Source organism: Brinjal little leaf phytoplasma, assembly GCF_978563805.1.
This window is the reverse complement of the sequence record NZ_CEAFKD010000001.1, coordinates 45,088-61,849: the sequence shown is the minus strand read 5'-3', so window position 1 is coordinate 61,849 and position 16,762 is coordinate 45,088. Positions and strand designations below refer to the sequence as shown.

Annotated in this window: 11 protein-coding genes; 5 read left to right on the top strand and 6 right to left on the bottom strand. The window is 20.8% G+C overall.

Annotated features, from left to right (window positions below):
- Positions 1 to 17 precede the first annotated feature (17 nt).
- The 6 genes from uvrA to ACTCUI_RS00270 all read right to left on the bottom strand — a co-directional run bounded on the left by uvrA (position 18) and on the right by ACTCUI_RS00270 (position 11,537).
- On the bottom strand, positions 18 to 2,831 hold the full coding sequence (gene uvrA, locus ACTCUI_RS00295; protein ID WP_463430646.1) for an excinuclease ABC subunit UvrA: 2,814 nt from the start codon (positions 2,829 to 2,831) through the stop codon (positions 18 to 20).
- Positions 2,832 to 2,874: 43 nt separating this feature from the next.
- Complete coding sequence (uvrC, locus tag ACTCUI_RS00290; RefSeq protein WP_463430644.1) at positions 2,875 to 4,620, bottom strand: excinuclease ABC subunit UvrC; 1,746 nt, start codon at positions 4,618 to 4,620, stop codon at positions 2,875 to 2,877.
- A 158-nt stretch (positions 4,621 to 4,778) separates the two neighbouring features.
- Positions 4,779 to 6,962, bottom strand: a complete 2,184-nt coding sequence (locus ACTCUI_RS00285) for an ATP-dependent helicase (RefSeq protein WP_463430642.1) — start codon at positions 6,960 to 6,962, stop codon at positions 4,779 to 4,781.
- Between the two features lie 51 nt (positions 6,963 to 7,013).
- The gene (tpiA, locus tag ACTCUI_RS00280; protein ID WP_463430640.1) at positions 7,014 to 7,796 is read right to left on the bottom strand and encodes a triose-phosphate isomerase; all 783 of its coding nucleotides are present in this window, start codon (positions 7,794 to 7,796) and stop codon (positions 7,014 to 7,016) included.
- Positions 7,797 to 7,810: 14 nt separating this feature from the next.
- Positions 7,811 to 8,353 carry a helix-turn-helix domain-containing protein gene (locus ACTCUI_RS00275; RefSeq protein ID WP_463430638.1) on the bottom strand — a complete coding sequence of 181 codons (543 nt, stop codon included), beginning with the start codon at positions 8,351 to 8,353 and terminating at the stop codon, positions 7,811 to 7,813.
- Positions 8,354 to 8,510: 157 nt separating this feature from the next.
- Positions 8,511 to 11,537, bottom strand: coding sequence for an RNA polymerase beta'' subunit family protein (locus ACTCUI_RS00270; protein ID WP_463430636.1), 3,027 nt, complete (start codon positions 11,535 to 11,537; stop codon positions 8,511 to 8,513).
- Positions 11,538 to 11,673: 136 nt separating this feature from the next.
- Between ACTCUI_RS00270 and ruvA the strand changes: the two genes are divergently transcribed.
- From ruvA to pyk, 5 genes are all read left to right on the top strand, one after another.
- On the top strand, positions 11,674 to 12,231 hold the full coding sequence (gene ruvA, locus ACTCUI_RS00265; protein ID WP_463430634.1) for a Holliday junction branch migration protein RuvA: 558 nt from the start codon (positions 11,674 to 11,676) through the stop codon (positions 12,229 to 12,231).
- Positions 12,232 to 12,274: 43 nt separating this feature from the next.
- Positions 12,275 to 13,288 (top strand): Holliday junction branch migration DNA helicase RuvB, encoded by a 1,014-nt coding sequence (gene ruvB / locus ACTCUI_RS00260; protein WP_463430632.1) that lies wholly within the window; start codon positions 12,275 to 12,277, stop codon positions 13,286 to 13,288.
- 195 nt (positions 13,289 to 13,483) lie between these two features.
- Positions 13,484 to 13,624 (top strand): hypothetical protein, encoded by a 141-nt coding sequence (locus tag ACTCUI_RS00255; protein WP_463430630.1) that lies wholly within the window; start codon positions 13,484 to 13,486, stop codon positions 13,622 to 13,624.
- Positions 13,625 to 14,084: 460 nt separating this feature from the next.
- Entirely contained in the window at positions 14,085 to 15,308 is a 1,224-nt protein-coding gene (locus ACTCUI_RS00250; RefSeq protein ID WP_463430628.1) for a hypothetical protein, read from the top strand.
- 69 nt (positions 15,309 to 15,377) lie between these two features.
- Positions 15,378 to 16,727 carry a pyruvate kinase gene (gene pyk / locus ACTCUI_RS00245; protein WP_463430626.1) on the top strand — a complete coding sequence of 450 codons (1,350 nt, stop codon included), beginning with the start codon at positions 15,378 to 15,380 and terminating at the stop codon, positions 16,725 to 16,727.
- Positions 16,728 to 16,762 lie beyond the last annotated feature (35 nt).

Genomic DNA, 16,762 nt, shown 5'->3' with positions numbered 1-16,762 from the left:
ACCTTATTTTTTTGTATTTATTTTAGATTTAATATTTTTTTTAAATATTGTCCTGTATAACTTTGAGGATTTCGGCTTATTTCTTCAGGGGTTCCTTCAGCTATTATATATCCTCCATTAGGCCCTCCTTGAGGCCCTAAATCGATAATATAATCAGCATTCTTAATTACATCTAAATTATGTTCGACCATAATAACGGTAGCTTTTTGGTTTTTAATTATATAATGAATTATATCAATGAACTTTTTCACATCTTCTGAATGTAATCCTATAGTTGGTTCGTCTAATATATAAATAGTATTTCTATTTTTTTTTTTAGCTAATTCATGAGCTAATTGAATTCTTTGAAGTTCCCCATCTGAAATAGTTGTAAATTCTTGACCTAAAATGATGTGTTCTAAACCTATTTTTTTTAAAATTTTTAGTTGAAATTTAATAATCGTAAAATTAGCAAAAAATAAAAAAGCTTCTTTAACTGTCATATTTAAAATATCAGCAATATTTTTGTCTTTGTATTTGATTTGCAATATTTCTTTATTAAATTTTTGACCATTGCATTTTTTGCATTTAATGAAAACATCAGGCAGAAAATACATATTTTTTTTCTTCATTCCTTGACCATAACAATATTCGCAACGTCCTTTGATATTATTGAAAGAAAAATTATTTTTAGTATATCCTTTTATTTTAGCTTCTGTAGTATTTGCTAATAAATTTTTAATATTATCAAAAATTTTAGTATAAACCGCCAAATTACTTTTATTTTTTTTTCCTATGGAAGAAGGAATAATTTTAATAATTTTTGGAATATTATTATATTTATTTAATAATATATTTTTTTTATTTTCTAATTTTTCTAAAAAATTTTGCTTTTGAAGATCCAAAGATAAAATTTTTTGTAATAAAGTTGATTTCCCTGAACCTGATACACCTGTAATAATTGTAAAAATTTCTAAAGGAAAAATAACATTAATATTTTTTAAATTATTGTCGTAAATATTTTTAATTTTAATTGTTTTATGATGATTAATTAGGTTTCTTTGTTTTGGAACATCAATTATTTTTTTGCCAGAAAGATATTGTCCTGTTAAACTTTGCTTATTTTTCATAATTTCTTGAGGAGTGCCATAAGCTATTATTTCTCCGCCTTTATTTCCTGATAATAATCCCATATCTATAACATAATCAGCTGCTAAAATTGTATTAAGGTCGCGTTCTATTACTAAAACTGTGTTTCCTAAATTTTTAATTGTTTTTAAAGATTTGATTAATTTTTCGTTATCTTTAGGGTGTAATCCGATGGAAGGATTATCTAATGTATATAAGACTCCTGATAATTTTTTACTAATTTGATTCACTAATTTAATTCTTTGTATTTCTCCGCCAGATAAATTTTTACTATAATGATTTAAAGTTAAATAATCTAAACCAATATTTTTTAAAAAATTAAGTCTATTTAATATTTCTTGAAAAATTAAATTTGATATTTGTTTTTCTTCATTGGTTAATTTTAAATTTTGAAAAAAAACTAATAAATTTTCTATAGTTAATTGAGTTAACTCATAAATATTTTTGTTTTGAATTTTGAATAGTAAAGCTCCTTGGTTTAAACGCGCACCTAAACATAGATTACATTTTTTTTGAGACATAAATAAATCGATAAACCAATTAATATTATTTTTATCATTTTCTAAATTATAATAATATTCTAAAACATTAATAACTCCCATATCCAGAGTATTAAAATTATCATTTTCTTTAGAAAGTTTATCTTTATTTTTATAAAGAAGAATATTTAATGATTGAGCATCTAATTTTTCTAAAGTTACATTCATATCAATGTTATTATTTTTACAAAAAGATTTTAAATCATGTATTTGAGTATATAATTCTTTATGGCATAAATAAGGTATAATACCTCCATTGTTTATAGATTTATCTAAACGAACGATTAATTTTGGATCTATTGTATTTTTGATCCCTATTCCTTTACAATTAGTGCAAAATCCATAAGAATGCTTAAAAGAAAATAATTTTATATCTCTTTTTGGAATAACCAAATCATTATCAATTTTAGAATAATTACGATAAAATTTAAAAATTTTGGAATCTTGAAATATAAAAACTTTATCAGAAACCAAAGAAAAAGATAATTCTAAAGAGTCATATAATCTTTCTTTGTTATCTTTCTTTATTTCTAAACGATCTATAATTATATAAATGTTATGATTTTTTTCTGGTTCTAATGAAGGTAAATTTTTATTTAAAGATAATATTTGATCATCGATAATTAAATTTAAGAAACCATCTTTTTTTAATTTTTTTAAAAGTTTTTGATGTGTTCCTTTTTCCCCTTCTATACATGGCGCTAAAATAAAAATTTTAGAATTTATTTGAAATTTTAAAATTTTTTCAGCAATTTCTTCTAAATTTTGATTTTGGATTGGTTCGTTTGTGATGGGATGGAAAGGGATAGAAATATTAGCGTACAATAATCGTAAATAATCATAAATTTCTGTCATAGTCCCTACGTTAGAACGTATGTTATGAGACATTATTTTTTTTTCAATGTGAATAGATGGGCACAAACCTTCGATTTGATCAACATCTGGTTTTTTAAAATTGCCTAAAACTTGCCTTAAAGAGGAATCAAGAGATTCTATATATTTTCTTTTACCTTCTTGATATAAAGTATCGAAAACTAAAGAAGATTTACCTGAGCCTGAAACACCAGTGACTACAATAAATTGAAATTTAGGAATATCTAGATTAATATTTTTTAAATTATTAACTCTAGCACCTCTAATTTTTATCATTGGATTATTGTTCATGGATATATTAACATTACTTTCTTATTTTTATATTTGAATATTTTTATATATTTTTTTTAAGCTTAATAAACACATTATAAGGAATATTTAATTTTTGAAATTCTTCATAAGGAGCTGCTTTGATTTCTTCTATATCTTTAAAATGTTCTAATAATTTTTGATATTGTTTTATTCCTATTTGTGGAACATAAGATAAAAAATTTTTTATGTTTTTTTGTTGAGTTTTTTTATGAAAATATAAAGCAAAACGATGTACTTCTGTGCTTAATTGCAATAAAAAACGAAATATTTTATTTTCGGAATTTAAATAAAAAGTACCTTTTTCTGTGATTAAAGTTTCTAATTGGTGTTTTTTATTTTTTTTCAATGCTCCTAACAAAATATTTAAATTCATGTCCTTTAAAGTTTGAAAACAAACATTAAATTGTCCTTGCCCTCCATCTATTAAAATTAGATCAGGTAAGGGAGCTTTCATATTTAAAAGCTTTTTATAACGTTTTTGTAATATATATTTAAAAGAACTGTAGTCATTTTGAAATTCTTTTTCTATGTGAAATTTACGATAACTTTTTTTGTCAAATTGAAAATTTTTAAATACAACCATAGCTGATACAAAAGATTGTTCAAATAGATGTGAATTATCAAAAATTTCAATATAATTAACAGTTTTATTTAGGAAAGTCGATAATTCATAAATATTATCTTGCATTATTTGGAATTTGGATTTATGAATTAAATTATTTTTCAAAAGGTTTTGTTTAGCATTTTTTAAAGATAATTGATATAAATGAAATTTATTATTTTTTTTCAAAGGAATAGTTATTTTTGTTTTTAATAATTTTTGAATTTTTGATTTTTCTTTATTTAATTCTGAACCTAAAATAATTTCTTCAGGAATAATTTGTCCTTGATAGTATAAATTTAAATAAGTAATAATGTTGTTTTCTGCATCTCCTACATAAGATAAAATTATTTGATGATGATCAAAAATATTTCCTTTATTTAATCTTAATATGTATAAAGATATTTCGTTTTGATTAAAATAACTAGCAATAATATCACAACTTTTATTTTTAATTATATTATTAATAAATTGTTTTTCTGTTATTTTTGTTAAAGAAAATAAAATTTTTTTATATTCTAATGCTTTTTCAAATTCTAATGCTTTACTAGCTTGTTGCATAGATTTTTTTATTTTTGTAATAATTTCTTTGCTATTACCTTTTAAGAATTTAGTTATGGCATCGATATTTTTTTGATAATCAACTTGAGGATTATGACAAGGTCCTAAACATTGTTGGATATGGTAATAAACACAGGCTTTTTTATCTATAGGATGACACCTTCTTAAAGGATAAATTTTATATAATATACTTATTGTTTCTTTAACAATTTCATTATTAGGAAAAGGCCCAAATATTTTTTTATTTGGCGGTACATTTTTATATCTGACTGATATTAATCTAGGATGTTTTTCATTGGTTATTTCAATATAAGGATAACTAGTGTCATCAATTAATTTAAAATTATATTTAGGTGTATATTTTTTAATCAAATTAGACTCTAATATTAGAGCTTCTAATTCATTATTGGTTAAAATATAATTTACATTGGTAGTTTCTGAAATCAAAAGATTAGTTTTGTGATTATGAGAACCCTGGTAATAACTTTTAATTCTATTTTTTAAATTTTTAGCTTTGCCAATATAAATTATATTTTGGTTTTTGTCTTTAAATAAATAACATCCTGGTATAGCAGGCAATGTTTTTAATTGTTTTGATAAGCACATTTTTTTGCCTTTATAAAATATTTTTTTAAAAATAAATAAAAAAATATTTGTTAATTAAAGATTATTAAAAAAAATAAAATTTATTAATATCAATAATTTAAACAGAATGATATTAATATATTTTTTTTATATTTAACAAAAGAGATGGCGATAAATAATTAAATTTTTTCTAAAGAAGAATGAGTAATAAGTATTTTTTTTATGCCATGATCTTTAGAAAAAATAATAGTTAAAATATCTTTGTTTATTGAAATAATAAATCCTTTTCCAAAGGTTTTATGTATAATTTTATCTCCTGCTTTATATATTGTTTCATTTTTTGAAATTTTTTTGTATTTTTGTTTATTTTCTTTATTTTTATTTTCATTTTGTTCTTCTAGTTCGGATAATTCCATTTCTTTTAAAAAAGAGACAGGTTGACACAATACCTTTTGGCCATCTAAAAATCTATATTTAGAACTAGTAAGATATAGTAATTCTTTTGCTCTTGTTATTGCAACATAAGCAATGCGTCTTTCTTCTTGAATTTCATTATCATCCAATGACATATTATTTTTATTATATTTAGAAATTTTTTTTTCCCAACCTATAGCAAAAACAACTTTAAATTCTAATCCTTTTACTTTATGGATAGAAGATAAAAGAATTTGATCTTGATTATCATTTTCTTTTTCACTAGATAAAATTATTTTATTTAATAAAATATTTAATTTTTCTAAAAAAGTACCTTGATTTTGTTTTTTATTTTCTGCATCAAAAATTTTTTGTAAATTAGTTAAATTATTTTTAATTTTTGCATTTTCTTCTTTATTTTTAGATAAAGTGTTAGAATATTGAATAATTTCATCAATTAAAAAAATAACATTAGATAAATTACATTTTGATTCATCATAAAAGACATTTAATAGTTTTTGAAAGATATTCTTTAAATTATTAATTTTTATTTTAATTTTATTTTCATCAGATACATGATTTATAGCTTCGAACAAAGAAATTTGTTTTTGATTAGCTATTTGTTCCAATGTTTGTATTGTAGTTTTTCCTATTTGACGCGGTGGAGTATTAATAATTCTTTTGAAATCAGAATCGTTTTTCAAAAAACATAGAACTCTTAAATAAGAAATGAAATCTTTGATTTCTTTTTTATTATATAAAGGTATTGCTTTATTGATAACATAAGGTATATCTTGGATATTTAAACTATTTTCTATTTCTTTATAAAGATTATTATTTCTATATAAAATCGCTATATCTTTATAATTATATTTTTTGTTATTAACTAAATCTTTGATTTTGGTAACAATAAATTTGGCTTCTTTTTGGGCATCGTTAAAATAATGATAATGATGTATTTTTTCTCCCTCTAATTTATTATTTTTAAGATTCGTTTTAAGATTCGCTTGAAAAGAATTATTTTTATTATAATAATTATACTTTATTAAAAGATTAGCTTTATCTAAAATATTTTGAGTAGAACGATAATTTTGTTTTAAATAAAAAATATCAGCTTTAAAATTTTCTAGAAATAATTTATTACAAATAGCATCTGCTCCTCTAAAACTGTATATGTTTTGATTAGGATCTCCTACTACAAAAGCAAAATTATTTTGGCCTATTATTTTTATTAATTGATATTGTATTAAATCAATATCTTGAAATTCATCTACTAAAATATGAGTAAATTTTTTTTGATAAAAAGAAGCTATAGAAGAATTATTTTTTAATAATTTGTAAGGATAAATAATTAAATCATCGAAATCTACAAAATTATTTTTTTTTAAATTTTTATTGTAAAGTTGAAGTATTTGTTCCTCTTTATCAGGAAGAAATGATTCAAAATTTTTATTTTGAGATAAATTTAGTTCTTTATAAATTTTTGCTTTTATTTTATTTGTTTTCATTCGAGACATTTTTTTTTGAAGTTCTTTTGGTTTATATAATTCTTTATCTAATTTTAAATTTTTAATTATTTCTTGAATTATTTGTCTTTTTTTTTGTTCGTCAGCAATAAAAAAAGAAGGGTTTAAATCTAAATAAGAAATGTATTTTCTTAAAATAAGATGCCCCAACGAATGAAAAGTAGAAATTGTTAAAGAAGACAAAATATGAGTATCAATCATTTTTTTTAAACGTTCTTTGAGTTCTTTAGCAGCATTATTAGTAAAAGTGACTACTAAAATATTTCGGCCTTCAATTTTTAATTCATTTATTAAATGAATAATTTTATTTGTTAAAGTTGTTGTTTTGCCTGTTCCGGCTCCAGCATGAACATAAACAGCTCTTTTATTAGTTTCAATTGCTGCTTTTTGTTGTTCATTTAAATTATTTAACCATTTTGTCATTTCTTTTTTTCCATTTTTTAAAGCAACTTTCTTAATTTTTTTAAAATTTTTTTAATAATTAGAATATTTATTGTTATATATTTTTAATCCTATTCTAGTACAAGATAAAAAATCTTCTATGTTTAAAGAACTCTTACCTATCAAAACACCATCAACTTCTTTTTGTTTTAAGATAGATTCTATATTATTAACATTAATAGAGCCACCATAAATAATTCTTATTTTTTGAGCTAATTCTTCAGAAAATAAAGAAGAAATTTTTTTGCGAATATTTTTTATAATTTCATTAGTATCTTTAGGTTTAAGATGTTTGGTTGTGCCAATAGCCCAACAAGGTTCATAAGCTAATATAATTTTTTCTGTTGAATGATAAGGAACGTTTTGGAAAATATTTTCTAATTGATTATCTAAAAATTTTTGAGTTTCATTTTTTTCTTTAGCAACAATATTTTCGCCTATGCAAACGATAGGATAGATATTCACATTGAGCAGAGCTAAAATTTTTAAATTTGCTGTATAATCTGTTTCTCTAAAATTTTTTCTCCTTTCATAATGACCGATTAAAGAATATTTAATACCTAAAGATTGAATATTTATAGGTGAAATTTCTCCTGTATAAGATCCTTCATTTTTATAAAAAACATTTTGAGCGCCTATTCTTAAATTTTTACCTTCTATTTGAGTTAAAGCATCTAATAAAGTTATTTGTGGAAAAATGATAGTTTCTACTTTTTTTCTATCAGGCACTTTATTATTTATTTGATAAATAAAATTTAATGCTGAATTTTTACATTTATTCATTTTCCAATTGCCAGCAATAATAATTTTTTTCATTAGACAAATACTCCTTATATGTTTTTCCCAGGCGAAATTATTTTTAATATTTTTGTTGTTTCTTCGCTTTGATTCAATAAATAATATTTTTTATTTGTGAATAAATAAAAAGTATCGCCTTTTTTTAAAAAATATCTAAATTTATTTAAAATTAAAATAATTTCTCCTTCGAGAACAAAAACAAATATATCTTCTTTTTTGTCATTATTTATAGGGGTCTGTCCTTGAGATTCTATTTCTATAATAATTGGTTCTATTTGATATCTTGTTAAATAAGGGAAAAGATAATAAGTGGTATTTTTTAAATTAGTTTCTTTTACAGCTAAAAAATTATCTTTTTTATGAATTAATTCTATATTTTTTTCTTCTTGAAAAAAATCTGAAGCTGATATTTTAAAAATTTTTAGCAACGAAAATAGAATTTTTAAGGAAGGAGAAATTAAATTATTTTCAATTTGGGAAATATACCCACTAGTCACATTAATTTTTTGTGCTAAATCTTTTTGAGTTATTTTTTTATTTATTCTTAAGTTCCTTATTTGAAGTCCTATATTCAATATTTAATTTCCTTTTTTGTAGTTAAATGAGTTTTATAAAAGCGATGAATTATAAAAATTTTTTTTAATTAAAAAAATAAATTTAAGAAATATAAGAGAAAAAAATATTTTTTATATATACATTATATTATATAACATTTTAAAAGATATTTTGAATTTATAAAAATATTGCGAATTGTTTGTATAAAAATAATTGTATTTTAATTTTATAATTAATTTTTTTTTGATTTTGGGTATAAGTTTTTTTGATTTCTAATTTTTTTTTAAAATTTTTGAAATAAAACATTATTTTAGTTTTCCATAAAGATTTTTTTTGCAATAAAAAAAGGTAATAAATATTTTGTTTCATTTTTTTAATTATTTTATTTTTGTGTCGTGATAAAATCGAATTATAATTATCATATTTATTTTTTATTTTATCTTTAATTGACAAAATATTTATTTCTTCTTGTTTATGGTATGTTTTCATTAAAATTTTTTTATTTTCTATTGTTTTATTTTTTGTCAAAATATTATTTATTTTAGTATTTAAATTTTGAATTAATTTTTTTTCTTGATTCAAACTTTTTATTCTCATTTGATTAAATTTTATATCAAAATTATTTTGGATCGTGGCTAAAACATCTTTTAAATTTTCTTCAATTAAATCATTTTCTTTTTTTTTGTTTTGTGATCGGAATTCAAAAATTTTTGTATTAAGAATTAATTGGTTATTTAAAATATTTTTTTCTTTTTGTTGGTTTTGTTTTAAATTTTTAATATTGATATGATTTATGTTTTTAATGATATCTAAAAAATGTTCAGATAACCATATTATTTTATTTTTGTTATCAGTTAATATTTGTTTTGCTTCGAGTGATGTTTTTTTATTTAAAGTGTTAATGTTTTGGAATAAAGTGTTATATTCTTTATTTAAAATTTGATTTAAAAAATTAATATTGTTTATCCATTTAGAAAAATAAATGTTAATTTTAAATTTATAAAATTTTAAATAAATTTTATTTAAAAGAGATTTATCTTTTGGAATATTTTCCATTTTGATAAAAAAAGAAGAGATTTTATTTTGATATAAACCATTTTTTTTTAATTTATAATTTTGAATTTTTTTTATTTTTTGAATCAATTGTTCTTGTTTGGATTGTTCTTTTTCTTTTTGTAACGAAATATTTTCTTTTTTTAAAGAGAGATACATTTGTTCATAATTTTTAATTTTGTTTTCTATTTCTGCGTATTTTTTTTTGTTTTTTAATTTATTTTTATAAATTATATTGTGAATATAAAAAATATTTTTTTTTGCATATTGACAAATTTGATTATGGAAATCTATTTTTTGTTGAAGTCTTAATTGTTTAAGTTTTTTTATTTTTTCTTTTAGAATGTAATGGTAAAAAAATTGTTTATTTTTAATGTTATTTATGAATAACGGGAATAAATCTAGAATTTTTTTTAATTCTTTCGTTTGATATTGTTTTTTTTCGATACATTTATTTATTTGTTTTACAATTTCGTTGAATAAATTTTCTTTTATTTTATTTCGATTTTTCATATAATCAATAAATGAAATTAAATTATCTGAAAAAGATTTATTGTAATTAAAATATCTTTGAATTTCATATTCTATTTCTAATTGAGTTAGAGAGGTTCTTTTGCGAAAATATTCTTTTTGTTGTTTGAAATTAATTTTTTTAAAAATATTGTTTTTGTTATGTGTTTTATTTAATTCTATCTTTTTTTTATTTAAATCTATTTTTTGGTTGATATTTTGTATAGTATTTTCTAAATGTTGAGCATTTAATTTAATAATTTCTATCCTTAATTGATTTTGTATTAAAAAAGTTTTTTGTTCTCTTTCTTTTTGAATCATAAGTATTTGTTTTTGGTAATTCAAATAATTCAAATAAATGTCTATTTTGTTATTATCTTGATAATACAAATACTCTAAATTATTTTCTTCTTCTTCCTCTTTTAATTCTATATTTAGAATGTTATATTTTTTATTCATTTCAAAAATTAGAAAATTAGTTTCTAAAAGTTTTATTTTTTTAATAGTATTATTATTAATAATTTCTTTATCTTTTTCTTTTAACAAATTATTATTTTTTATTTTTACATTTTTTTGTTTATCTAAAAAAATATTTTCGATATCGTTTTTTTTAGTTTGTTGTTGATACAATAATTTTAAAAATATATATTTTTTATGCCAAAGATATAAATTTTGAAAATATTTTAATTTGTTTGTTTTATTGTGATTCATCAAGGAAATAAATTTTTGATTTTGTGCGGGTTCGATTGTCATGTTTAGCGCAAAAAATATTTTTAATTTTTGTTCTACAAATAATTTATTTATCGCCTTTTCTAAAGTATTCTTTTTTTGAACAAATTTTTGTTTTATTTGGGCTAAAATTTCATTATGTTTATTTAAATTTTTTTGAAATAAAATATTGTTATATCGAAGTTTTTTTAAACATTTTTTTTTTTCTTGATTTTGCTCTTTTTGGATTTGATTGAAATAAGATTTATATTTTTGATTTAAACAAATTATTTGTTCTTTTTGTTCTTTTTTCATTTGGTTTATTTCATCATTAGAAATAATATGTTTTTGTTCAAAATCTTTTATAATATTAGAGATAAGAATTTTAGTTTTGTCTAATAGAATTTTACTATCTTCAGAAAATTTTTGAGTTAATTGTTCTTTTTGAAGTTTTTTTTCTTTTTCTGTTTCGTTAATATTATTAAAATTTAATTTATATTTTTGTTCAATTTCTTCTTTTTGAATATTAAATTTAGTATATATTTCTTTTTTTTCTAAATCTTTTTGTTTTATTTCGTTTTTTATGTTTTCGATTAAAAGAAAATAATCTTTATGATTTAAATTTGTTTGTTGTTGATAATTTTTTTTTTGTTCTAAAATTTTTGATATATTATTTTTATGTTGAATATTTAACTTGTTTATATTCTTTAGGAAATTTTTTTTTAATGTGTCTTGTTCTTGAAATTGATTTTTTTGACAATTTGTAAAGAAATTTTCTTGTTCTAAATTATCACAAAAATTAATTTTTTTTAAAAATGTTTCTATTTTTTGAATTTCTAATAATAAATTAGATTCAGTGTGATCTATTTTATCAGAGGTATTTAAATTATTATTATCTTCTGAATAGGGTATATTTTCTTTTAATAGAGTCATAATTGAAAAAAATCACTTTCGTTTATGTTTTATTTTTTATCATAAATTTTAACGTTTATGATATTATAACATATTCAAAAATTTTCATAAAAGGATATTTTTTAAAATAAATTTAACAAAGGAAATTATATATTTTATGTATTTTTATATTAAAGGAAAAATTACTTCTATTCATAATGATAGCGTTGTTTTAGAAAATAATGGGATCGGTTATCGTATTGTTTTTTCCAACCCTTATGTTTTCGCTATTAATCAAGAAGTTAAAATGTTTACTTACTTTTATGTTAAAGAAAATATTCATTCTTTATATGGTTTTTTAAATACTGAAATTTTATTTTTTTTTAAAAAATTAATTTCTATTTCAGGAATCGGTCCTAAAAGCGCTATTTTATTGACTAATCAGGATTTATTTGAAGAGATTCAAAAAGCAATAACTGAAAATAATTTTATTTATTTATCTAAATTTCCGGGCATCGGTAAAAAGACAGCTCAACAAATTATTTTTAATTTACAAAATAATGGGTCATTTTATAAAAATCAATTTTCTTTAAATCCCAAACAAAAAGATGTTAAAGAAGTATTAATCAATTTGGGTTTTAAAAATAAAGAAATTGAAAACGTGATTAATAAATTAGATTTTAATAAAAAAATAGAAATTATTATTAAAGATGCTTTATCATTCATGATGAAATAATTTTTTAAAAAAAATAATATTAAAATTTTGGGGAATTTAAAATATGAAAAATTTCAAATTACAAGAAGATCATGATAATCAAATTGAAGATAATAATGAAAACAAAAAATTTTTGAGACCTCAAAAATTAAGTGAATACATAGGTCAAAATAAAATTAAAAAAATTTTGTTTGTTTATTTAAAAGCAGCTCAAAAAAGAAAAGAATCAATAGATCATCTTTTATTTTATGGGCCTCCTGGTTTAGGTAAAACTACTTTAGCTAAAGTTATAGCTAATGAATTAGGCGTTAATTTTAAAACTACAAGCGGTTCTAATATTGAAAAAATAGGTGATATAGCAGTTCTTTTAAGCAGTTTACAAACAGGCGATATTTTATTTATTGATGAAATACATAGTCTTCCTAAAAATGTTGAAGAAATTTTATATTCGGCCATGGAAGATTATGTATTAGATATTACTATTGGTAAAAATGATGAAAAAAGAACAATTCGAATTGATTTGCCCCCTTTTTCTTTAATCGGAGCAACTACTAAATTTGGCAATATTGCTTTTCCTTTAAGAGATCGTTTTGGTTTGATTTTGAAATTAGATTATTATAATAAAAAAGAATTAAAATTAATTTTAAAAAGAACTTCTTCTGTTTACGGCAATGAAATAGAAGAACAGGCTTTAGAAGAATTAGCCAAAAGAAGTAGGGGAACACCTCGTATAGCAAATCGTTTATTTAGGAGAGCCCGAGATTTCGCAGAAATTTATTCTAAAAAAAAAATTAGTTATGATATTACTTTGAATACTTTAGAAAAATTACAAATAGATGAAAATGGGTTAGACGCGACAGATTTTAATTATTTAAAAAATTTAGTTTATAAATTTAATGGTGGTCCTGTAGGCATTAAAAATCTTGCGGTTACTATTGGAGAAGAAATTTTTACCATTGAAGAAGTATACGAACCTTATTTAATTAAAGAAGGGTATATTAAAAGAACTTCACGTGGAAGAATAGCTACAGAATTAGCTATCAAACTTTTGACAACAAATGAACAAAAAAAAGAATAAAAAAATATTTATTTATAAAAAAATTATAATTTTTTATACTATTGAATAAGTAATGTGTAATTGGTTATTGTAAATTTGATTGCATAAATAATATTGTTGCATTAATATAAAGTTTTTTTATTGCAATTGATATTAATTATATTATAATTATATAAGGGGATGTTTTAGGAATTTGCCAAAATTAAGGAGTTTTTTATGCATATCTTGGTTGCGCAAGTAAAAACGTTCGAGGTTTTTAAAATAACTGGCAATAATAAAAACGAAGAAGCAGTATCTTCTTATCCTTTTGTATCATTAAATAACAAAGGAATGTTTGGACAATTAGCTTACGCTTAATTTAAAATATTTTTTATAAATTAAAACTAAGTATTGTTTTAATGTCAATACCTTTATATTTTTTCTAACATTTTTTTCTTTACTCTTCTCATAATTTATTCGGTAATTTTAATAAATTATTTAAAATTTATTAAAATATTTAATTTAAATAAATAAAATAAGTATGTAGATTTAAAAAACGAATTAATTTTGTACAGGGGTTCGAATCCCCTCATCTCCACCAAATAAAATTATCAAATTTATTTAAAAAAAGTTTAAATTCATTTGATAATTTTATTTTTTTAATATAATATCATTTTGTTTGAATTTAAAATATTCATTTTTTAGATTTTTATAGATTAAATAAGTATAATTTTATTGTATTTAATTATATTAAATATTAAAATTATGATTAAAATGATAAGTAAGATTAAAATTTATTATTTCAAAATAAGGAATTGAAGGGGTATATATAAATTATATGTCATTCAAAAAAAAAGAGAATTATTTATTTAAAAGGATTTATTTATTATTAGTTCTTTTAGGTATTGCTTTGGCAGTGATTATTGTAATTGGTAAAATACAGGCTTTTGCAGAAAACTTTACAGACAAAACAGAAAAAATAAAGGACCAAGCAGAAGAAGCAATTGCTGAAAGAAATAAACAAATAAAAGATCAAATAGATAAAATAAAAGACCAATTAGAAGAAGCAATTGCTAGCAGGAATAAACAAGCAGAAGAATTAATCGCTAAAAAAGATCAACAAATAGAGAAACAAATTAATATTCAATTTAATTCGATTCAAGAAAAAATTAACAAAATGTATGATTCTTTGATTAAAGATAAAGAAGAAATAAAAAACTTAATTATTGAAAAAGAAATACCGAATTTAAGAGATTCAATTAAAGAAGAATTAAAATACAAAATTGAAGAAATTTATAAATCTTTGATTCAAGATAAAGAAGAAATGAAAAAAATAATTATTGAAGAAGAAATGCCAAACCTAAGAGATTCAATTAAAGAAGAATTCAAAGGAAAAATTGAAAGCATAAATATTGAAGGTATAAATAATTTAATTCAAGAAAAAATTAACAAAATTTATGATTCTTTGATCAAAGATAAAGAAGAAATAAAAAAATTAATTATTCAAGAAGTAATATTAAACTTAAGAGATTCAATTAAACAAGAATTAAAAGCCAAAATAGAAATTATAAATAATTTAATTCAAGCAAAAATTAACAAAATGTATGATTCTTTGATTAAAGATAAAGACCGAATAAACGACTTAATCATTGGAGAAGAAATACCAAACTTAAGAGATTCGCTTAAACAAGAATTAAAAGGCAAAATCGAAAGTATAAATATTTTACTTCAAGATAAAATTACAGAAATGTATGGATCTTTACTTCAAGATAAAGAAGGAATAAAAAACTTAATTACTGAAGAAGAAATACCGAAATTAAGAGAATTAATTGAAAAAGACTTAAAGGGCAACATCGAAAGTATAAATATTTTACTTCAAGACAAAATTAGAGAAATAAGTAAATCTTTAATGGATGAAAAGGACGAAATAATGACAAAAGATAAAGAAAACATAATTAGAAATATAATTCAAACTCTTGACGAATCAATTAAAAAGAAAATCTCAGATTTATCACCGTTCACACCATTTAAAAAATTATTTAAATTTAGTACATCTAAATAATTATTTTTGTTTTTTTAATCAAAAAAATATTTTATATTTTATAAAAATTTAAAGAAGGTTATTAAAAAAATGAATAAAATTAAATTAATATCTACATTAGGGCCGGCTTGTGATAATAAAGAAGTTTTGAATGAATTAGTCAAAAATGGACTTTCCATAGCACGTTTTAATTTTTCTCATGCTAATTATGATAATAGTAAAAGAATTTTAAAAATCATCGAAGAAATTAATAAAGAAAATAAAAGTTATTTAGCGACTATGCTTGATACTAAAGGACCTGAAATTAGAACTCATGAATTTGATGGCGCAGTTAAAATAGAAAAAGATTCTGAAGTGAGAATTACTTTTAACGAAGTTTTAGGGACTAAAGATAAGTTTTCTTTAACTTATGATAAATTGTATGATGATATCGTAGAAGGCAATTTTATTTTTATTGATGATGGTTATTTAACTTTAGAAGTAATTAAGAAAGATGAGCAAAAACGTGAATTAGTTACTAAAGCTCAAAACACTCATATAGTTAAATCTCGTAGAGGCGTTAATATACCAAATGTTAAATTGCAAATGCCTTATATTTCTGAAAAAGATAAAAATGATATTATTTTTGCTTGTCAACAAAAATATGATTTTTTAGCTCTTTCTTTTGTTAGAAAAAAAGAAGATGTTTTAGATGTAAGAAAAATTTTAGAATCTCAACAAGATTATAATATAAAAATTATTTCTAAAATAGAAAATCAAGAAGGTTTGGATAATTTAGATGAAATTATTCAAGTTTCAGATGGTATTATGGTTGCTCGCGGAGATTTAGGTATTGAAATTAATAGCGAATTAGTTCCTTTTTATCAAAGTCAAATTATTAAAAATTGTTTACGTGAAGGAAAACTTGTTGTTGTAGCGACTCAAATGTTAGAATCTATGCAAAGAAATCCTCGTCCTACAAAAGCAGAAACAAGTGATGTTTATAATTCTGTTTTAGAAGGCGCTTCTGCTACAATGTTATCAGGAGAAACAGCTTCAGGGATTTATCCTGAAAAAGCAGTTATGACGATGGCTAAAATTCAAAAAGAAGCTGAAAAAAATATCAATTATGATTTAATATCTCTTCTTTATAATCCTAAAAAAGATGAAGATATTTTAGCTTGGGGAATGATTCAAATGACTTTAAAACATTCTATTGCTGCTATTATTGTTGATGATAAAAAATACGCTATTGCTTTATCTAAATTCCGTCCAAAAGTAGCAGTTTTTGTGAAGGTTAAAAATAATACAGAAGCTACTTCTTTGGCTTTAAATTTCTCTAATGTACCTTTTGTAAATGATCAAGAGTTACAACAAAAATTAACATCTTTACAAAAAAATAATGATTCAAAATTATTATTACAAGTTGTTAAAGACACTTTAAAAGTTATATCTTTTTAAAAAAAATTATAATAATATTTTTTATTTTGGCAAGT

Excerpts from the sequence above, each read along its gene's own strand:
- uvrA (WP_463430646.1), bottom strand. The coding sequence starts at position 2,831 with ATGAACAATAATCCAATGATAAAAATTAGAGGTGCTAGAGTTAATAAT.
- uvrC (WP_463430644.1), bottom strand. The coding sequence starts at position 4,620 with ATGTGCTTATCAAAACAATTAAAAACATTGCCTGCTATACCAGGATGT.
- ACTCUI_RS00285 (WP_463430642.1), bottom strand. The coding sequence starts at position 6,962 with ATGACAAAATGGTTAAATAATTTAAATGAACAACAAAAAGCAGCAATT.
- tpiA (WP_463430640.1), bottom strand. The coding sequence starts at position 7,796 with ATGAAAAAAATTATTATTGCTGGCAATTGGAAAATGAATAAATGTAAA.
- ACTCUI_RS00270 (WP_463430636.1), bottom strand. The coding sequence starts at position 11,537 with ATGACTCTATTAAAAGAAAATATACCCTATTCAGAAGATAATAATAAT.
- ruvA (WP_463430634.1), top strand. The coding sequence starts at position 11,674 with ATGTATTTTTATATTAAAGGAAAAATTACTTCTATTCATAATGATAGC.
- ruvB (WP_463430632.1), top strand. The coding sequence starts at position 12,275 with ATGAAAAATTTCAAATTACAAGAAGATCATGATAATCAAATTGAAGAT.
- ACTCUI_RS00255 (WP_463430630.1), top strand. The coding sequence starts at position 13,484 with ATGCATATCTTGGTTGCGCAAGTAAAAACGTTCGAGGTTTTTAAAATA.
- ACTCUI_RS00250 (WP_463430628.1), top strand. The coding sequence starts at position 14,085 with ATGTCATTCAAAAAAAAAGAGAATTATTTATTTAAAAGGATTTATTTA.
- pyk (WP_463430626.1), top strand. The coding sequence starts at position 15,378 with ATGAATAAAATTAAATTAATATCTACATTAGGGCCGGCTTGTGATAAT.